The organism is Pseudovibrio denitrificans JCM 12308, assembly GCF_001310815.1.
GTDB lineage: Bacteria > Pseudomonadota > Alphaproteobacteria > Rhizobiales > Stappiaceae > Pseudovibrio > Pseudovibrio denitrificans.
This window is the reverse complement of the sequence record NZ_BAZK01000012.1, coordinates 105482-125728: the sequence shown is the minus strand read 5'-3', so window position 1 is coordinate 125728 and position 20247 is coordinate 105482. Positions and strand designations below refer to the sequence as shown.

Below are 20247 nucleotides of genomic sequence, written 5' to 3'. Positions count from 1 at the left end.
GGCTTCCGGTTTTCGGATAAGAACTCGTACAAAAAAATCTTTGGCAAGCGCAAAGGAAAAAGAATGACTGTGTCATCGGCTGGCGGCTTTGGGATTTACGTGCATTGGCCATTTTGTCTGGCAAAATGCCCGTATTGCGACTTCAACTCCCATGTACGCCATCAGCCGGTCTCACAGGAGCATTATGCCAAAGCTCTGGCAACAGAGCTGGCACGCTATGCGGAGATGGTGCCGGGCCGCACGGTCGACTCCATCTTCTTTGGCGGCGGCACGCCTTCTCTCATGGAGCCAAAAACCGTTGAGACCATTCTCAATGAGGTCGCCCGCCTCTGGCATCTGCCGGACACCGCTGAAATCTCCATGGAAGCCAATCCAACCAGTGTGGAAGCGACCCGCTTTGCAGGTTACAGATCCGCTGGCGTAAACCGCCTGTCCGTCGGTATTCAGGCGCTGGATGATAAGGAACTGAAGATCCTTGGACGTCAGCATTCTGTTTCGGAAGCGATTCAAGCCGTTGAAATTGCGCGCAAAACATTCCCGCGCATTTCGTTTGATCTGATCTACGCCCGTCCAAACCAAACCTTGAAAGCATGGGAGCAGGAGCTCAACCGCGCCATCGATCTGGCTGCTGACCACCTGTCCATGTATCAGCTCACCATCGAAAGCGGCACCATGTTCCAGCGCCTCTACGCAGCTGGAAAGTTGGAGATGCTGGACCCTGATCTGGCCGCAGATATGTTTGACCTGACACAGGAAATCACTGCAGCTCGTGGTTTGCCAGCCTACGAGGTCTCAAACCACGCAGCGCCTGACGCTCAGTGTCAGCACAACCTCATTTACTGGCGCTATGGCGATTATGTTGGCGTTGGTCCCGGTGCTCATGGTCGTTTGACGTTGGAAGACGGCACCAAACTGGCCACGTCAACGGAAAAGCATCCGGAAACATGGTTGGGGCTGGTTGAAACCAAAGGCCACGGCGCTATTTCTGAAGATAGACTTGTTCGTGATGAGCAAGGTGATGAGCTGTTGCTGATGGGTATGCGGCTGCATGAAGGCATCGACGTACCCCGTTATGAACAGCTCTCTGGTCGTCAGTTCAATCCGCAACGCCTGCTGAACCTGCAGGAAAACGGAATGGTAGAATGGGTGAGCAATACCCGCCTGCGTGCAACGCAAACAGGCTTTTCTCTACTGAATGCCGTAATTGCTGAGCTGGCTTCCGACTAACATTCCCAAATAAATTTCATTAGCAATTTCAACTTAGTGAAATAATTGCATTCGAATTACTCGATTCGATTGGGGTATTATTTTACATATTGTGCAATGCAACATGGTCGGTTACACTTACAATCACTTTGGCAGCGGTGAAGAACCTATTGATCTTCAATGCAAGTTAAGGTTGGTTTGTATTTCTCCATGAGTCTATGTTGCTGAAAAGGTATAGGGTTGCCTATACTTTTGCGGTGCAGCACTTCGGGCTAAAGTGTATTCGTGCTGCGGAAATCAAAAAACTACATGAACGAGAGTTGGCTGAAGCGAACGTCTGGGGAGGAAACATTCTGTGCTGTTCTACCATTTGTATGAAATGAACCATGCAGCGATGTCCCCTGTCCGGGCTGCAGCGGATATGACACGTTTGTATTTCCAAAACCCGCTGAACCCCATGGCGCACACGCAAGTTGGCCGCACCGTCGCCGCATCCTGTGAGATGCTGGAACGTGTGACTCGCCGCTATGGCAAGCCGGAGTTTGAGCTCTACACCACTGTTGTCGATGGTGAAGAAGTCGACATCACTGAAGAAGTCATCTGGTCCAAACCATTTTGCGACCTGCTGCACTTCAAGCGGGATCTGCCGAAAAGCAGAAAAGACGACCCGAAAATCCTGATCGTCTCTCCGATGTCTGGTCACTACGCTACACTGCTGCGCGGTACTGTTGAGGCTCTTCTGCCAAATCTGGATGTCTACATCACAGATTGGGAAGATGCCCGTCAGGTGCCGATTGCGGATGGTCGCTTCGATCTGGACGACTACATCGAATACATCATGCAAATGCTGCATTATCTGGGGCCAAACACGCACGTTCTTGCTGTGTGTCAGCATCAGTCCCAGTATATGCTGCAGTCTCTCTGATGGAAGAAAACGGAGACAAATGCGCTCCGGCAACCATGACGTTGATGGGTGGTCCAATCGACACCCGCGAAGCGCCAACCGCCGTGAATGATCTGGCTGTCGAAAAAGGCATCGACTGGTTCAAGCGCAATGTCATCATGGAAGTACCCTTCCCGCACAAAGGTTCACACGTCAGGTCTATCCGGGCTTCTTGCAGCTCTCCGGCTTCATGAGCATGAATCTGGACCGTCACATGGTTGCTCACCGTGATTTCTTCCAGCACCTGATTGAAGGTGATGGCGACAGCGCTGAAAAGCACCGGGATTTTTATGACGAATATCTTGCCGTCATGGATCTGACCTCTGAATTTTATCTGCAGACAGTCGAGACTGTCTTTATCGAGCATTCTCTGCCAAAGGGCGAGATGATGCATCGTGGCAAGATGGTCGATCCGAAAAAGATCACCGGCACCGCGCTCTTCACCGTTGAAGGTGAAAACGACGATATTTCCGGTGTTGGCCAAACGCAGGCAGCGCAAAAACTGGCTGAAAACATTCCGTCCAGTCGCCGCTTACACTACATCCAACCGGGTGTGGGTCACTACGGGGTCTTCAACGGTTCAAAGTACCGCTCCGAAATCGCTCCAAGGATTGTAAAGTTCATTCAGGACAATCCGATCAACGTTCGCGCAGAGCAAGCCACCAAACGTGCAGCCAAGAAAGCGCTTCGCGATAACCCCTCTGAGAAATTTGCAGGTGATCCACTGCGTGAAATCCTGTTGGCGGAGCCAAAAGGCGCTGCTGATGATTTGCAGCTGATCAGCGGTGTTGGGCCGAAACTGGAGCGTGCGCTGAACGGCGCTGGCATCTTCCATTACTGGCAGATTGCAAACCTGACAGAAGATCAGGCCGCCGCTTTGGATGACCGTCTGGACATCCGTGGCCGGATGGTTCGCGACAATTGGGTTGAGCAGGCGCGTCGCCTCAATGATTCAGTGCATTCCAATTGAATGTAAGTGAATATAACCAATCGTCTAATAAAATTTCATTCTATATCTTGAAAAGAAAATAGAACCACCCCATCTCAAGTCTGTTGATTTGAGAAGGGTGATTTTAATGAATGTAAATGCAATAAAACCCTCCTGGAATCCTCTAAGTATTGCACTTATGGTTCTGGGATTCGTAGTTTTCTGGCCTCTTGGTCTTGCTATGCTTGCCTACATCTTGTGGGGCGACAACTTTAATGGCTGGAAGCGTGAAGCTAAATGCCAGTGGAATCGTAGCAATCTGAAAAATGCGATGGATAATATGCAAACTGCGACCCGCAGCGGTAACGCTGCATTTGACGACTACCGTGAAAAAGAACTGAACCGCCTGGAAGAAGAGCGCAGAAAGCTCGACAGCATGCGTCAGGAATTCGATGATTACATGAACGACCTGCGTCGGGCTAAAGATCAGGAAGAGTTCGATCGGTTCATGAGAAACCGTCACAACCGCCCAAGCGAACCTTCAGCAGGTGAAGCAATCTAATGGGTCTTAAAGGTTCATAACAAGTATCCGGTGCTCTGTCTTGGCAGGGCACCCTTTTCTGCGTTTGAACTGTGTTGCAAGACTTCAGCGCACTAAAGTAAATGGCACTGGTTGACTTTCAAATCACCCTTTTCTCTGTAATAACGAGAGCAATCAGTGCAATTTTTGAGGTGACATGGGGTTCTTTGCGACAAAGGTTTTGCCGGAGTTTATTGAGGTGGATCTGGGCCATAAGTCCCTACAGATCCGCCTGAAACGAAACTCAAGAGCAAAGCGCTACATCCTCAGAATTCCACCGGGAGACCCAACCCCGGTTATCACTGTTCCAGCCCGAGGCAACCTGAAAACAGCTCAGGACTTCGCTAATCGGCAGGTGGGCTGGCTCAAGCAGCGATTAGGCTCCCGCCCAGATACAATCAAGTTTGAAGAACATGCCCGCATCCCGATCAGAGGCGTGCTGCATACCTTGCGCTCCTCAGGCAAACTGCGCGGTCTGGCTCAGCTTGATATGGAAGAGGAAACCGAAGAGCTACTGCTTCTGCTGCCGGGTGAAACGCAAAGCTTCCATCGCAAGACCAAAGACTTCCTGCGCAAACTAGCCAAGGATGATATTGAAGGCCATGTTCGGCACTTCACCAAACAGCTCGGCCGCAACTATCACAGCATCACACTGCGAGACACCAAAAGCCGTTGGGGCTCCTGCTCCCACGATGGCAAGCTGTCCTTCTCATGGCGCCTTGTGATGCTCCGCCTGATATTCTGGAGTACGTGGCAGCTCATGAGGTCGCTCATCTTGTGAAGCTGGATCACTCACCGGAGTTCTGGCGCATTTGTGAGGAACTGGCTCCTCACACCAAGCAAGCCCAACGCTGGCTCAAAGAGCACGGCTCTCAGCTACATCTATACGGGCAAGAATAACCCTACCCACCTCCAAATAGCCTTCCAAGCAGATCCAAGGGGCTGGCACTATTATTGTTTTGCTGAGGTGGAGCAGTGGTAGCCTGCACAGCTGGCCGCGGTGGTTGCGGCTGCTGAGGAGCAGTCACAAAAGTTGCTGACGCCGAGCAGGTGCTGTACCAGGTTTCTGCAATGGAGATGTCTCTGCAAGGTTGATCGGCACGCCCGGCAACCGCGCAATCGGAATGTTCTGATGCTGCGTTTCCATTATCCAGGCCCAGATCTCTGCCGGCAGCGTCCCTCCACTCACCTTTTTCATCGGCTTGTTGTTGTCATTTCCAAGCCAGACAGCAGTGGTCAGTGAGCTTGTGTAACCAATGAACCACGCGTCTTTGTAGCCTTGCGTAGTGCCGGTTTTGCCGCCTGCAGGACGCCCCGCCAACAATGCCCGCTTACCTGTGCCGCCATAAATGGTTTGCGCCATCATGCTGTTGATTTCGCTAAGCTTATCACCTCGAACAACGCGTCCTGTCCCATCACCAGAACGCCGGTATAGAACTTCGCCCTTCTCATTGCGGATCTGCCGAACCACATGTGGAACCACGCCATACCCACCATTGGAAAATGGTACATAGGCTGCAGCAATCTCTAACGGCGTAACCTCAGAGGTTCCCAGTGCAATTGAAGGGTTGGACTTCAATGAGGAAGTTATGCCCAAACGCCGCGCAGTTCGCGCCACATTCGCAGGCCCCACCTCATGCGCCAGCTTGGCAGCGACCGTGTTGATAGAAAACGCCAGTGCCTGTGTCAGCGTCACGTCACCATAGTAGCGCTTAGTGTAGTTCTTCGGCGTCCAACCACGATACGTCACGCGCGCATCACGGCGAATGGTACTCGGCCCAAGTCCGCGTTCCAGCGCTGCCAGATAAACAAATGGCTTAAAGGCAGAACCGGGTTGTCGGCGCGCATAAACCGCACGGTTGAACTGGCTCTTCCGATAATCAACCCCACCCACCAGAGCGCGGATCGCACCACTGCGATTGAGCGTAACCACAGCACCCTGGGTTACGTTAAACTCTTGGCGAGACTCCGCAATGCGTGAGGTAAGCGCTGTTTCTGCGGCCTGCTGCATGTCCCAATCTATCGTTGTGTCGACAATGATGTCTTCACCGATAGACCCCACATAACCCGGCAACAACTCCATCACATAATCAGCAACATAATTGCCGCTGCTACTGTTGTGGCTGGTGACCACATGTGCTGGATTAAACAGGGCATTTTTCGCGTCACCTGCCGTGATGAAACCCGCGCTATGCATAGCTGCAATCACCACCTGCGCGCGCCCTTCTGCCAACTGAGCGTTACGCGTTGGAGCATACTTACTCGGTGCTTTCAGCAGGCCTGCAATGGTTGCAGCTTCAGCCAGATTGATCAGCCGTGCTGATTTGCCAAAGTAAACCCGGGCTGCCGCATCTACACCATAGGCTCCAGCGCCGAGATACACCCGGTTCAGGTACATCTCCAGAATTTCTTCTTTGCTGTAGTTCCACTCCAGCCATAGCGCCATCACCACTTCCTGCATCTTACGCTGCATGGTGCGTTCCGGCTTCAAAAACAGGTTCTTAGCTAGCTGCTGTGTGAGAGTGGATCCGCCCTGAACGGTACGCCCGCTGGTGTAGTTCACAAACGCTGCACGGGCGAGACCAATCGGATCGATCCCAAAATGATACTTGAACCGCCGATCTTCAATCGCCATCACGGCATCAGGCAAGTACTTCGGCAGTTGCTCCAGCCGAACGGCCTCGCCGCCCGTGTCTCCACGGTTTGCGATCAAAGTTCCGTTTGCAGAAACAATGCGCACGTTCGGTGGTCGCTGCGGCACAGCCCACTCTGAGGCTGGTGGTAAATGCGCCGCGTAATAAGCAAGAATACCGCCGACAACAACGATACCCCAGATGCCGAGAACCACGCTCCAATACATGCAGAAGCGCAGTGACTTCCACATAAACCGCCGGAACTTACTCTGGCCTTTGGGCTTTCCTGAGGATGTTGCGGCATCCAGCGCCGCTAATGTCTGCTGCTTTGCCTTTCGGCTCGGCTTCTTCGCAGGCCGCTTGGCGGCGGTGTTTTGCGTTTGCCGTGGCCTCTGCGGTGCAGGTTTTCTGTTCGGTGCTGAGGGAGCTTGTGGTGAAGGACGTGGTCGTGGGGACGCCTGCTTGTTCGTGGCAGCGACCCTGTTTGGACGGCGGATGTAATCTTCGTCGTCTTCAGGTCGCAGAGCTACACCTTGCAGGCGAGGGCGCTGTGATTGTGGAGGGCGTTTGGCTGATCGGCACCGGGCTGCTGAGGCGGTCTGCCGGAAGGGCGTTGCCCGGGGCGCACAGGCCTCCGTTTTTTGCCATTTCCATTTTGGCCAGTCGCCATAACTCCAAATCACCCCGATACTAATCACTTATCTCAGGCGACGACGATCAGATAAGACCGAGCATGCCTGAACAAACACAGGCCACAGACTGCTTGGGAGTGAGACCGTAACCTGGATACAAAACACGAACGATTTTAGGGAAACAGGCTTAATTCTGCGTTAAACCATTTACGCGAATTGCGAGGATCAGAGACCAAACCCGCAGAGCATTTATCGATATTTGCGCAAATAAAAAGGGCGGAAAACCGCCCTTCATTGAATGAGCTGCTTTTGAGAACCTAGCTGGAATACCGACTGGCATCCTCGCCATAGTAATTCACGTAGCGTGAGTTCAGCTTGGAGACCGGCATAATGATCAGCACATCAGTCGTGCCAAACTGATGGTCAATCACAGCACCATCACCGATAAAGGCACCAAGACGCAGATAGCCCTTGATGAGCGGCGGTAATGAACGCAGTGCAGCTCGTTGATCGACCTGATCTTTTGGAATGCGGTTCATGTCCACATACTGGTCAGGAAGTGCTGAAACTCGCCACTCTTCGGGAGCTCCGGCAAAATGATGCAGGAAGGAAAGCTGTTCTGCCAACAGGTCAGGATCGGTGCCTTCAATCGAAGCACAACCAATCATCACATCCACATTATGCATCAACACATAAGACCAGATGCCATGCCACAGCAGTTCAACGGTCTTCTTGGTGCGATAAGGTTTAAGAACACAGGAGCGACCAAGCTCCATGAAATTCAGATCGCTGTGACGATCCAAAATGCCCTGAATATCAAACTCGCCGGCCGTATAGAAACCACCGTTCAACTCTGCCAGTTCCTGACGGAGAAGACGATATGTGCCGACAATCTGAGGTTTCAGTTTGGAGAACGGTTTATTGCGAACCTGACTGTTGTGATCCACTACCAGCAAATGATCGCAGATCTCGTCGTAACTGTCTCGATCAAGACGGCTCAGCTGAGTTTGAGCATCTGCAATCGCAGACATCTCTTCGTAAAACACTTCGTAGCGCAAACGCTGAGACATCTTGAGTTCTTTAGCGCCATTGGAAAGGCGAACTTCAAGCGGTCCAATCTTACCGAGGCTTTGTCCTGCCTCCGGCATTTTTCCCAGCATTGCCTGTGGGATCCACCGCGGCGCAGGTCGCCCTGCAAGCTTGTTCGGTGTGATTTTTCTTAGGACTTTCATCGGGGAAAGATGTCCAGATCCAGCCATACTATAAATATCTCATATTGCTTAGGTGTTTAAAAAACATTGCAATAATGAGAACGCCTTTCTGAATTTGCACCAATCGAGTAACCCATGTCAATTTTGGGTAGTCAATCTCTGATATAAGCTCGTTTTAGGACAGTTGAGTGACACAACACCAACATTTATCCGCTGAAGCGTGCCCATATCTGCTAAACCATGCTGTCACCACAGTTAACCTGAGTATAACAACCGCCTCTTGATATTGAACAGGCTAAATATACCAAGTTACCCCTTAGCATACCGCTTTAGCACAGCTTCGAGATCCTGCTTTTTCAGGGGTTTGCTCAAAAATCCATCCGCACCAGCTTTCAGGGCCTCTTCTTTTGCCTCCGGCATAACATCCGCTGAAACAACATAAATCGGAACCTGAGCCGCAGAATTGTCTTCTCTGCCTCTAATTTGGGAAATCGCTTCCAGTCCATCAAGGCCTGGCATGTGCAGATCCATCAGAACCACATCAAATGTTCCGGTTGTGCTGAGAGTGACAGCCCTATGCCCATCTTCAGCGAGCTCCGCGTGGTGCCCCAGTTTGCTTAGTAGCGCCTTGACCAGCATCCAGTTGATCGGATTGTCTTCTGCCACAAGAACATTGAGATGAGGCACGCGCTCTTGCGGTTCTGTCGTCTGCTTGATCTCCTCTGGAAGCGCACTGCTTTGCTCATCCGTTTCTTCAACTTCGAGACCAAGCGCAATGACGCGCAACAAAGATGCGCGGCGTACAGGACGTGTCAGGTAGCCAGAAAACTCGCCAGTTTTGATATCGGCAATGCGAGCTCGTTCCCGAGGTTTGATGAACACGATGATCTCAGGAGCATGAGTAGAATGCTGCTGGTAGAAGTCGCGAATACGCTCAACATACTCTTCGCCAACCAACAGGCGATCAAGCTGTGCTCTAAGCAGATTTGCTTCTAAATCTTCTGGATCAAGCACTCGGGTATGAACAAAACCGTTGCTGATCAGAGTTCTCTGAACCAGATCAACTTCAATATGATTACTGGTCAGGATTGCAATGTGCTCTGAATGTTCTTCAATAGCCTCATCGACAATCTGATCGAGTGGCATTTCAAGAAGGAACGTCGAACCACATCCGAGCTGACTTTGAACAGTCAGCGAGCTGCCCATCAACTCTGCAAGTCTCTTGGAAATCGCCAGTCCCAATCCGGCACCATCAAACTTGCGGTCGCGTCCATATTCACCTTGTTCAAACTCCCGGAAGATGCGCGCTGCAGTCACGTCATCCATTCCAGGGCCAGTGTCTTTTACTGCAAACTCCAAAATATGATTGCCAGCGGAATCCTGCGACACCTGCAAGACCAGTGAAACACCGCCCTGCTCCGTGAACTTGATTGCGTTGCCGACCAGATTGTAGAGCACCTGCTGAAGCCGTGCTGGATCGCTCTGGATCGTCTCCGGGACTTCCGGTGCGATGTAAGAACCGATCTGAAGCCCTTTGGCATGAGCCTTGGGAGACAACAGTTCCACCACACGCTCGATCAACGGCGTCAGTTCTATCGTTCCGGACTCCAATTCCAGTTTTCCGGCCTCGATCTTTGAGTAATCAAGGACCTCATCAATCAGCATCAGAAGCGTTGAGCCAGATGTTTTGATAGCGTTGATGTAGTTCTGCTGCTCGGCGGTTGTTGAAGTGTCGTCAAGCAAATCAGCCATGCCCAGCACGCCGTTGAGCGGCGTTCGGATTTCATGACTAACCATTGCGAGAAACCGAGATTTAGCTTCACTGGCATTTGCGGCATGGTCCCGGTCTGCACGTAGCTTTTGCTCTGCGTGCCGCCGGTCTGTCACATCCGTGAGGATCCATTGGATGATCGGAGCTCCCCCGCTGCCGTCACGAATGCTCAAACGCAGCAGAGAATACCAACGAGTTCCGTGCTTTGTGCGCAAGGCAACATCTTCTGTTGTTCCTGCTGCACTTTCTTCAAGTTCTGGTGTGAAGTCTTCCGCATAAGGCAAGTGAATGGCTTTGCCGACTTCAATGCCAAATCCAGTAGGAAAACTCCGCTTACCCGCATCATTGATGGAGAGCACGAGACCGCTGCTGTCACAGCGGATAACAATAGCGCCCAGCGCATCCAGAATGGAACGGTGCCGGTCATCGGCTTCACGCAGCTGCCAATCCGCATCACTTGCCAGTTCGGAAGGGTCTTCCAGCTGCTCCACCTCACTTTGGATTTGAGCAGCTTTCCAGCTTTGTGCAATCACATCACTTGCAGGAAAACGGCGGAACAGAACTGCACCTGCGCCAAAGGCAAGTAACACCACATAAAGGCTTTGCGCAGAGCGCCAATCCGTCAAAAGCAGCGCGATTGCAAGACAAACAACACCAACGAAGATGGAAAGGCTCTTGAGAATAAACGAGGACTGCTCAGAGGCTTCTGTTTGCTTGATTAGAGACACGCGAGCCTGAGTAACAACGTGGGTGCTCTCCTCGGTTTTTAGTCTCCGCTTCAACACTGCTTTTGCTCCAGCCGAACTATTTTGGAAATTCAGTAAAATTCAATTGGTAGGATATAGCAGATTATGCTGCTGCCAAATAGGCTGAAGAGCGCTTGAAACTCAATGCTTCAGCCAGATGAATCCTTTGCACCTTATCCGAGCCATCCATATCTGCGATTGTACGAGAGAGTTTTAAAACGCGATGATAGCCTCTCGCAGACAGTCCAAACTGAATGGAAGCCTGCTCAATCAACTCCTTACTGCCATTATCAAGCGCAACAATCTGTTCGATGATCCGCGCGCTTGCATGAGCGTTTACAGTTATGTCCAGTCCCAGCGATGCATATCGTGCCTGCTGAATAGCTCGCGCTCTTGCCACGCGCTGGGCTACTGTCTCGGAGCTTTCCGAAGTTGTTGGACTGATCAAGTCCTTTGCTGAAACTGCTGGCACATGCAACTGCAAATCCATTCGGTCAAGAAATGGTCCGGATACGCGTGATTGGTAGGAACTGGCGCATTTATCACCTCGTCGGCAGGTATGTCCGGGCTCGCCAGCATAACCGCAACGGCATGGGTTCATCGCTGCAACAACCTGCACTTTGGATGGATAGCTGACGCGGTAGTTGGCTCGCACTATTGTTGCCACTCCGTTCTCGATGGGTTGCCGTAAGCTATCCAGAACGGAGCTGTCAAACTCCGGTAACTCATCTAAAAACAAAACTCCGTTGTGTGCCAATGAGACTTCGCCGGGCTTTGCTTTTACCCCTCCCCCCACCAGAGAGGCCATGGAAGCAGAATGATGGGGTGCTCTGAAAGGGCGTTGATTGCTTAAAGCTCCGTCTTCGAGCTCTCCGGAAATCGAAGCGATCATAGAGACTTCCAGCAGCTCACGAGCAGAAAGCGGTGGGAGCAACGAAGGCAATCTGCTGGCCAATAAGGTTTTCCCGGAACCAGGTGGCCCAACCATCAGCAGGTTATGAGAGCCTGCGGCAGCAATCTCCAAAGCACGCTTAGCCGTCTCCTGACCGCGAATATCTGCTAGATCCAAAGAACTGGCGGCAAGTGGTGAACTGCGCGGTTTCGGATCGGATAGTGTTATCTCCCCTTTCAGAGCGCGATAAAGCTGAACCAGTGAGCTTGCGGCGATGATCTTCAGGTTTTCGTCAGCCCATGCAGCTTCTGATCCGCAGCTTGCCGGGCAAATCAACCCTTTCTCATTGGCAACAGCTGCGATTGCGGCTGGCAGAGCCCCATTGACGTGGGAAATGCTGCCATCCAGTGCAAGTTCGCCAATAACAACAAAGCCTTCTACCGCCTCAGCTGGCAGAGCGCCCATAGCCACCAAAAGCCCCAGAGCAATTGGTAGGTCGTAATGGGAGCCTTCCTTGGGAAGGTCAGCAGGCGCCAGGTTTACCGTTACGCGCTTGGCTGGCAGCGCCAGCCCGGAAGCAATGAGTGCGGAGCGTACCCGTTCCTTGCTTTCTGCGATCGCTTTATCTGGCAGACCAACGAGAGTGAAGTAGACAGAGCCGGGACTAATCTGCACCTGCACATCAACATTGGCAGCATCGACGCCCTGAAAGGAAACGGTAGAGATGCGAGAAAACACCAGACACTCCTGCAGCCACAATTTATCAGAATTGCAGTAATTAAGCAGGAACGAACGGGAAACACACAAGCCTTGAATACTCAGAAATACGAAAGCTTCCTTTAAAAGCTTCAGGTAATTTCTTGAGTAAAAGAAACGGCTGATCCGATAAAAATGAAAAGGCCCTGTCGTGAAACAGAGCCTTGATCTTGTTTAGCTTTCCAGCTTGCTTTCAAGCACATCCCAAACTCGGGCCGCTACATCAGGGCCGCCCAGTTTCTGAATGGCGCGAATGCCCGTCGGTGCTGTCACGTTGATCTCGGTGAGGTTTCCGTCAATCACGTCGATACCAACGAGGATGAGGCCCTGCTCCTTCAATGTTGGCCCAAGGCGTGCGCAGATTTCTCTTTCACGCTCAGTCAGATCGCTATCCTTCGGAGAACCGCCACGCACCATGTTGGAGCGCAGATCGCCTTCAGCAGGCACACGGTTCACTGCACCGGCGAACTCGCCGTCTACCAGCAGGATGCGCTTATCACCGTGCTTTACATTCGGCAGGAACTTCTGAATGACCCATGGCTCGCGGAAAGTCACGGAGAAGAAGTCGTAGAGAGACCCATAGTTCAGGTCGTCTTGTGTCACGCGGAATACCGCTGCACCGCCGTGGCCAAACAGCGGTTTCATGACGATATCGCCATGTTCTTCACGGAAGGCATCGATTTCTTCGCGATCATGAGTGATCAGTGTTGGCGGCATCAGATCAGCGAACTGGGTTACAAACAGCTTTTCAGGCGCATTGCGCACAGAAATCGGATCGTTCACCACAAGCGTTGTCTTCGAGAGCTTCTCGAGAATGTGGGTTGCTGCAATGTAAGCCAGATCGAAGGGAGGATCCTGGCGCATCAGCACCACGTCCATATCGGACATATCAACGCGCTGTGGCTCACCAAAACTGAAGTGATTGCCAGCTTCATCGCGTACCGTCACCGGCTCAACGCGGCACATAACCTTTTCACCCCAAAGCGCCAACCGCTCTGGTGTGTAGTGATACAGTTCGTAACCACGATCCTGCGCTTCCAGCATCAGGGCAAAAGCACTGTCGCCTGCAATGTTGATGGTGGAGATGTGGTCCATCTGAACCGCGACTTTAAGCGGCCGCTTGGCACCAGAAGTAGCTGCTTGGGGCATAGGCACTCCTAAAATAACGCAGGGGTAGAAATCCACGTAAATAATAATGGATGTTAGCCGCAGATATGTGGGTCAGAAAGCAATTTGTCTACATTTTTGCGATAAAATATTTGTTTCCTAAAAAATTTCAGCTTCGAAAAGATTAGGAAAATGCTGGGCTTCCCCGTGCTTTGGCAGAATAACCGCATCAAATCTCAAGGTTTTTCCCACCACTTCATGGTGGTGAGAAACCCATTCCCGCGCGGCATTGGCGATCCGTCGTTGAGAGCGTTGCGTGATTGCATATAAGCCATCATCCACACCCCGCCGTGCCTTCACCTCCACAAACACGATTGTCTGGTCCTGTTCGGCGATCAGATCTATCTCGCCCTGCTTGGTTTTGTAGCGTCTTTCCAGAATCTGCCAGCCCGCCTGACGAAGCAGCATCTCGGCCTTCAGCTCCGCTTGCAGCCCTTTGCGGTAGGCCGCCTGCTTCTTGAGAAGATTGCTCTTAGTCGCTCTCGGTGTCTTCTGCGGATCCTGCATTTTTCAGCTCCATCGCACGGGCATAAATCGTTTTTCGATCCACCCCGGTTGCTTTGGAGACTTTCTTCGCCGCTGCGCTCACTGGCATTTCTTTCAATGCCTCCATCAGCAGCGCGTCTGCATCAACCTCGGTCAGTTCCTGCTCTTCAGGTGGTGAGACAAGGATAACAATTTCTCCCTTGGGGCGATCCCCCGAGAAGAAATCACTCAGTTCTGCAAGGGTTCCTCGCTGAAAGGTCTCAAACCGCTTGGTCAGCTCTCGTGCCACAACGGCCTGTCGCTTTCCAAGAATTTCATTCATGTCAGCAAGCGAAGCCCCAACTCTGTGCGGGCTTTCATAAAACACCAGCGTTGCCGGAATATCCTTCAGCTCTTCAAGACGCTTCTTCCTGCCGTGGGTCTTGTTTGCCAGAAAACCAGCGAACAAAATCGTATCAGACGGAAGACCAGCTCCAACGAGACCACTCAGCATGGCAGAAGCACCAGGGATGGGAATTACTTTGTGTCCCTGCTCAACCACGTCACCCACAAGACGGAAGCCCGGATCGGAGATCAGCGGTGTCCCGGCATCTGAAACCAGAGCCACCGCACGGCCCGCCTCAAGCGCTTCCATAATCTTCGGACGCTGCTTCTGGGCGTTGTGCTCGTGATACGTCATCATCTGCGTGCGGATGCCATAGCGTTGCAGCAAAACACCCGTCACACGGGTATCTTCACAGGCAATAAGATCGCAAGCTGCAAGGGTTTCCAGCGCACGGATTGTGATGTCCTGCAGGTTGCCGATTGGCGTTGAAACGATGTGCAGGCCCGGTTCAATCCGTTTAGCGTTCAGCGAATGCTCGCCTATGTAGTATTTCCGCTCAGATGCAGCTTCGGAATGATCCATGGTCGCCTCGTGAAAGCTCCAGAATGGAGCAAGTTTTGCACAGTAGAGAGTGCACATCTAACCAACAAACCGCAAAATGACTAATTACAACGGGGAGTTTTTGACAGAATCCTTAAAAAAATCGCGGATTTCCTTGGGTTGAGGCTGTATTAACTGCGGTGGATCTGTAGAAATAAACCAAATGACAGCCTCTCCCCGAAAAGTGGGAACCGGTTTTCGGATAGGGACGGCGCAAAACAATCGATTAGAGCTGAGTGCATGCGGGCATGCGGTGAACTCTAAATGTAAATTGCCGGATTTCATTCCTTGTTAAACGAGGGATTGATCTTACGGCCTTTGGAATAGATGGGGCATCCATGAGCTTAGGATCAGCCACACTGCGTGGAATGAGCTTCCGCAAACTTGTGACAGGGGCTGCACTTGGCATCTCGGTCCTGTTGGCTGGCTGTGTTAATTCACCTAACTTCTCATCGGTGAACACTCCTCTTCAGCCTGATTTAAACCCGAACGGACAGCTGCAATTGGTCTCTGGCCGTGCTATCGGCAACGGTTCAGTGCGTGTCGGCCTGCTTCTGCCGTACTCAGGCGAAGGTCAGTCCGCTGCTTCTGTGGCAACCCTCTTTGAAAATTCCGCCAAGCTTGCACTCGAAGATTTTCAGGGCGCTGACATCCAGCTCCTCGTAAAAGACACCGGCGGCACCGCTGAAGGCGCAAGCATCGCGGCACAGCAGGCAATCAGTGAAGGCGCTGAGCTGCTGATCGGCCCTGTCTTCGCGCCAGCTGTTCAGGGTGCAACAGCAGTTGCACGTCGTTCTGGTGTTCCAATCGTTGCGTTCTCCTCTGATACCAATGCAGCCAAGCCGGGCACATATCTGCTCAGCTATCTGCCGGTTTCTGACGTAAACCGCATCGTTTCTTACGCAGCAGAGCAGGAACGTCGCTCCTACTCAGCCTTGCTTCCAAACAATGCCTACGGCGCAGTTGCTGAAGCAGCCTTCCGTCAGGCAGTTGGGCAAACGAATGGCCGTATCATCACCATTGAGCGCTACATTCCGGGCAATGCTGAAGATATTCGTGCCCGCGTTGCCAGCCTGAGCCGCTCCATTTCTCAGGTAGACACTCTGTTTGTGCCTGAAGGCGGCGGTGTTCCTCCGTTCGTTGTGCAGGTGATGACCGAGATGGGCGCTAACCTTGGCGAAGTGAAGATGATCGGCAGTGGTCAGTGGAACACGCCGGAAATCCTTCAGTCTCCTGTTATGGTTGGCAGCTGGTTCCCGGGGCCGGATAACCAGAGCTTCGAGCGTCTCGCAACCCGTTACCGCGAAACCTATGGTTCTCAGCCACCGCGTAATGCGTCGCTGGCATATGATGCAACCATTCTGGCCGCTGGGCTGGTGCGTTCCGCTGGGCCGGATCGCTTCTCTGACCGCGTGTTGACCAACCGTGATGGCTTCCTCGGCATTGATGGCATCTTCCGCTTCCAGCAGGATGGCCTGAACAACCGTGGTTTGGCTGTTTACGCCGTGACCGGCAAGCGCGAAGCAGAGCCAATTGCTCCGGCACCGCGCAGCTTTGCAAGCCAGTTCTAAGCTCTGCAAATTCTGATGTTAAAGAGCCTCGCTCATCTGAGCGGGGCTTTTTTATTGGCATTTTCAAATCCTTCCAATTGTGCCGGTCCTGTTGGCCCTACGGTGATTACTCTGGCTTAGGCTGGTTTCGTCTCATGCCGAACAAAGGCACACAGTGATGCAGGAATTACGCTTTCATCATGTTGGCATCCCAACCACCGAAAAGCTGCCGGAAGCGGACCACAATGACAAACTAAAGCTGACAGCCACTGGCTATTATGATGGCCCCTACGCCATCGAGTGGATGAACTTTGATGATGACAATCCCCTTCCCGATGTGATCAAAACAACGCCGCACGTTGCCTATGTGGTTGATGACCTGCACAAAGCCCTTAAGGGCAAAAACGTTGTTCTGCCCCCTCAAAGCCCGGCAGAGGGTGTCTGGATTGCGTTTATTCAGGATGGTCGAAACCTGATTGAACTGATGCAATTTGACCGGCCCGAACAGGAAATCTGGCCCCATCCGGATAAGTTCAGGCTCTGATCCCGGATCTGCACCACCGCGATTTACCCAATGGGACGAATAGCCTTTAGGAAACTAATGAAATCCGTAGGGAAACCGGATAGAACTAGCTCAGGAAATGAGTTGGTGGGTCTACGCCCGCGCAAAAGGTGGTTTTAATAATGCTTTCAGACAAGCGCATTCTTCTCATCATCACAGGCGGAATTGCGGCCTATAAATCGCTGGATCTGATCCGCCGCCTTCAGGAGCGTGGCGCAAAGGTTCGTGCGGTTCTCACCAATGGCGGCTCCCAGTTCATCACCCCCCTCGCAGTTGGCGCCTTAACCGGCGACACCGTGTTCACCGAGCTGTTTGACCGCGAAGCGGAGCACGATGTGGGCCATATTCGCCTTTCTCGTGAAGCTGACCTAGTCGTTGTTGCCCCTGCCACCGCAAACATCATGGCCAAGATGGCTCATGGGCTGGCAGATGACCTGGCTTCCTGCGTGCTATTAGCAAACGACAAGCCGGTCCTCGTTGCTCCTGCCATGAACTCCAAAATGTGGAGTCACCCGGCGACCCAGCGCAACGTGGCGCAACTGAAAGCTGATGGCCTTCACTTCGTTGGACCGAACGCGGGCGAAATGGCGGAAAAAGGCGAAGCTGGTTATGGCCGCATGTCTGAGCCGCTGGAAATCGTAGTTGCGATTGAAGACCTCCTTTCTCCCAAAGATCTGCCTTTGAAGGGCAAGCGTATCGTCATCACCGCTGGCCCAACGCATGAGCCGATTGATCCGGTGCGTTACATTGCCAACCGCTCCTCCGGCAAACAAGGCTATGCCATTGCAGAAGCTGCTGCCGAAGCCGGAGCGCAGGTAACACTGGTTTCTGGGCCGACAATTCTGGCAGACCCAAAGGGTGTCGAAACCATCCGCGTTGAATCCGCAAACGCCATGCTGGCCGCTGTTGAATGCGCCCTTCCTGCTGACATCGCGATTATGGCCGCTGCTGTTGCAGACTGGCGCGTAGCGCATGACAGCAACCAGAAAATCAAGAAGGATGGCAGCGGATTGCCGCCAGCGCTCAACCTGGTCGAAAATCCGGATATCCTGAAAACAGTTGGTCACCTACAGGACAAACGCCCGAAACTGGTTGTTGGTTTTGCTGCCGAAACAAACGATCTTATCGCCAACGCGCGCGGAAAACTGGAGCGCAAAGGCGCTGATATGATTGTAGCAAACGATGTCAGCCCCGAGAATAACGTGATGGGTGGTGACAACAACACGGTGCGGCTTGTGACACATGGCGGCGTCGAGGATTGGCCGAAAATGGGTAAGGACGAAGTGGCCCGCCAGCTCGTCCAGAAGATCGCAGAGCTTTCTTGAGAGCCCAGCGACTGAAATGATTTTTAAAAGGCCGGTGCAATCGTACCGGCCTTTTGCTGTTTAGGCAGATACCTGCTCGGTTTCGTGCTCAGCGCCAAGCGGTTGTTTGCCCAGGATCATGTCGGATGCTTTCTCGGCAATCATGATTGTTGGCGCATTGGTGTTGCCGGAGATCAGAGACGGCATGACTGAAGCATCAATTACGCGAAGCCCTTCAACTCCATGCACCTTGAGGTCAGGCCCGACCACGGACATCTCATCCTTGCCCATCTTGCAGGTGCCGACAGGATGATAGATTGTCTCGGCCCGCTCTCGCACTGCTTGTTTGATGCTGTGTTCGTCGCGGCCAAAATCGTGGATCATGTCCTCCCGATACTCAGAGAGCTCGGGCCCTTCCAGAATATCCCGTGTCATACGGATGCCCTTCACCAAAACATCCAGATCCTCCTGATCTGTCAGATACTTCGGATCAATCCGTGGAGCATCCATAGGGTCAGCGGAGTTGAGCCCCACTTCCCCCGTTGATTTCGGACGCAAAACGCAAACGTGGCAGCCAAATCCGTAACCGCCATAGAGCTTGCGGCCATGATCATCGATGATGGAGATGACGAAATGCAGCTGAACGTCCGGGCGATCCAGTTCTGGACTGGTTTTCAGGAATGCACCACCCTCTGCTGCTGGCGAGGCAATCATGCCCGACCCATCTTTCCGCCACCGCATAATCTCCTTGAACAGCTGAATACCCGGCTTCAGCCCCAATCCCAGCATATCCGTTTTGTTGGAGCGATAGCTGATGGTGTAATCCAGATGGTCCTGCAGGTTCTTGCCCACGCCCGGCAGATCATGCAGCACCGGAATGTTGTGTTTCGCCAGCTCATCCGCAGGCCCGATGCCGGAAAGCATAAGCAGCTGCGGAGATTGGAAAGCACCAGCAGAAACAATCGTTTCCCGCTTCGCCTTCACCACCGCCAACTTGCGTTTCTGCTTATACTCAACGCCAACAGCTTTCTTGCCCTCAAACAACACCCGCGTGCTGCGAGCATGAGTGATGACGGTCAGGTTTGGCCGGTCCATGACTGGGTGAAGATAGGCAGCCGCCGCTGAGCAGCGCTCGCCCTTCTTGTCGTCCTGATGGAACTGCGTGACCTGATAGAGCCCGACGCCTTCCTGATCACCGCTGTTAAAGTCATTGTTCCGTTTGATTTGCCGTCCTTCAGCAGCAGCAAGAAAGGCGTGAGAGATTGGCAGCGGAGAACGTTGCTCTGAGACCTGCAAAGGTCCGTCAGCCCCATGCATAGAGCTTTCACCGCGTTGATTGCTCTCCGACTTTTTGAAGTAAGGCAGTACTTCATCAAACGACCAGCCATCCGCACCTTGCTCGACCCAGCCGTCATAGTCTTCTTTCTGGCCGCGAATATAAAGCTGCGCATTGATCGCGCTAGAACCGCCCAGCGCCTTGCCGCGCGGATGGAATGTCGTGCGGTCATTCAGCTCGGTCTGCGGAACAGAGTCGAAAGCCCAGTTGTTGATTGCAAAGGGCTTTGCAGAAACCATTGCCGCGATACCAAGTGGGGCGCGTACCAGAACGGACTTGCCCTCGCCACCAGCCTCCAGCAGGCAAACAGAAATTGAAGGGTCTTCAGAAAGGCGAGCTGCTAGCACGCATCCCGCCGAGCCACCTCCAACAATCACATAATCAAAATCCATTGTGCCCCTCCCCAGAAACAAAAGCACACTCCCGAAAGGCCTCTTCTCTTTCGAAAATGCAGCAGCAAGAATGGTCTTTGGCGTATTCCTGAGAAGTTCTCCCGGTTCTCAGTTGAGAACACGCCTCAAAACCAGAGCTTTGCACTCGCCTGAATGCGGCGAGCTGTTTTATGGTCTGATGTTAGTGAGCCTTTCCCTAAACGGAAACCTGAACATTCTGGTGAGTA

Annotated in this window: 15 protein-coding genes and 2 pseudogenes; 9 read left to right on the top strand and 8 right to left on the bottom strand. The window is 52.6% G+C overall.

Going from position 1 to position 20247, the window contains the following annotated elements:
• Positions 1-63: 63 nt before the first annotated feature.
• The 5 genes and pseudogenes from hemW (at position 64) to JCM12308_RS17175 (ending at position 4557) form a co-directional block, all read left to right on the top strand.
• The gene (gene hemW, locus JCM12308_RS17190; RefSeq protein ID WP_054784552.1) at positions 64-1227 is read left to right on the top strand and encodes a radical SAM family heme chaperone HemW; all 1164 of its coding nucleotides are present in this window, start codon (positions 64-66) and stop codon (positions 1225-1227) included.
• 337 nt (positions 1228-1564) lie between these two features.
• A pseudogene (locus JCM12308_RS17185) lies at positions 1565-2810 on the top strand (polyhydroxyalkanoate depolymerase); the annotation flags it as partial.
• 78 nt (positions 2811-2888) lie between these two features.
• Positions 2889-3119, top strand: a complete 231-nt coding sequence (locus tag JCM12308_RS33290; protein WP_506344897.1) for a helix-hairpin-helix domain-containing protein — start codon at positions 2889-2891, stop codon at positions 3117-3119.
• A gap of 106 nt (positions 3120-3225) precedes the next feature.
• On the top strand, positions 3226-3639 hold the full coding sequence (locus tag JCM12308_RS17180; RefSeq protein WP_041767818.1) for a DUF2852 domain-containing protein: 414 nt from the start codon (positions 3226-3228) through the stop codon (positions 3637-3639).
• Between the two features lie 175 nt (positions 3640-3814).
• Positions 3815-4557, top strand: a pseudogene (locus JCM12308_RS17175) (M48 family metallopeptidase).
• A gap of 124 nt (positions 4558-4681) precedes the next feature.
• Here JCM12308_RS17175 and JCM12308_RS17170 read toward each other — a convergent pair.
• Positions 4682-6517, bottom strand: a complete 1836-nt coding sequence (locus JCM12308_RS17170) for a transglycosylase domain-containing protein (protein ID WP_244271932.1) — start codon at positions 6515-6517, stop codon at positions 4682-4684.
• Between JCM12308_RS17170 and JCM12308_RS28370 the strand changes: the two genes are divergently transcribed.
• Complete coding sequence (locus tag JCM12308_RS28370) at positions 6492-6791, top strand: hypothetical protein (RefSeq protein ID WP_164845331.1); 300 nt, start codon at positions 6492-6494, stop codon at positions 6789-6791. The genes JCM12308_RS17170 and JCM12308_RS28370 overlap by 26 nt on opposite strands.
• A 448-nt stretch (positions 6792-7239) precedes the next feature.
• Here the strand turns inward: JCM12308_RS28370 and olsB are convergent, their stop codons facing one another.
• The 6 genes from olsB to rsmI all read right to left on the bottom strand — a co-directional run bounded on the left by olsB (position 7240) and on the right by rsmI (position 14858).
• Positions 7240-8082, bottom strand: coding sequence for a l-ornithine N(alpha)-acyltransferase (gene olsB / locus JCM12308_RS17160; RefSeq protein WP_008550546.1), 843 nt, complete (start codon positions 8080-8082; stop codon positions 7240-7242).
• A gap of 360 nt (positions 8083-8442) precedes the next feature.
• A complete protein-coding gene (locus JCM12308_RS17155) occupies positions 8443-10686 on the bottom strand; it encodes a response regulator (protein ID WP_208608898.1) in 2244 nt (747 codons plus the stop codon).
• A 67-nt stretch (positions 10687-10753) separates the two neighbouring features.
• A complete protein-coding gene (locus JCM12308_RS17150; RefSeq protein WP_054784549.1) occupies positions 10754-12280 on the bottom strand; it encodes a YifB family Mg chelatase-like AAA ATPase in 1527 nt (508 codons plus the stop codon).
• Between the two features lie 192 nt (positions 12281-12472).
• Complete coding sequence (gene gshB / locus JCM12308_RS17145; protein ID WP_083416828.1) at positions 12473-13447, bottom strand: glutathione synthase; 975 nt, start codon at positions 13445-13447, stop codon at positions 12473-12475.
• Positions 13448-13564: 117 nt separating this feature from the next.
• Positions 13565-13972: a YraN family protein gene (locus tag JCM12308_RS17140; RefSeq protein ID WP_008550364.1), complete on the bottom strand. Its 408-nt coding sequence runs from the start codon at positions 13970-13972 to the stop codon at positions 13565-13567.
• Positions 13938-14858, bottom strand: a complete 921-nt coding sequence (rsmI, locus tag JCM12308_RS17135; RefSeq protein WP_008550519.1) for a 16S rRNA (cytidine(1402)-2'-O)-methyltransferase — start codon at positions 14856-14858, stop codon at positions 13938-13940. Before rsmI ends, JCM12308_RS17140 begins: the two co-directional genes overlap by 35 nt.
• A gap of 356 nt (positions 14859-15214) precedes the next feature.
• Here rsmI and JCM12308_RS17130 point away from each other — a divergent pair, with 356 nt between their 5' ends.
• The 3 genes from JCM12308_RS17130 (at position 15215) to coaBC (ending at position 18313) form a co-directional block, all read left to right on the top strand.
• Complete coding sequence (locus tag JCM12308_RS17130; protein ID WP_054784548.1) at positions 15215-16447, top strand: penicillin-binding protein activator; 1233 nt, start codon at positions 15215-15217, stop codon at positions 16445-16447.
• Between the two features lie 157 nt (positions 16448-16604).
• Positions 16605-16970 (top strand): VOC family protein, encoded by a 366-nt coding sequence (locus JCM12308_RS17125; RefSeq protein ID WP_054784547.1) that lies wholly within the window; start codon positions 16605-16607, stop codon positions 16968-16970.
• Between the two features lie 140 nt (positions 16971-17110).
• Positions 17111-18313 (top strand): bifunctional phosphopantothenoylcysteine decarboxylase/phosphopantothenate--cysteine ligase CoaBC, encoded by a 1203-nt coding sequence (gene coaBC, locus JCM12308_RS17120; RefSeq protein WP_054784546.1) that lies wholly within the window; start codon positions 17111-17113, stop codon positions 18311-18313.
• A 60-nt stretch (positions 18314-18373) separates the two neighbouring features.
• On the opposite strand, the gene JCM12308_RS17115 is transcribed toward coaBC, so the two are convergent.
• Positions 18374-20020, bottom strand: a complete 1647-nt coding sequence (locus tag JCM12308_RS17115; RefSeq protein ID WP_054784545.1) for a GMC family oxidoreductase — start codon at positions 20018-20020, stop codon at positions 18374-18376.
• Positions 20021-20247 lie beyond the last annotated feature (227 nt).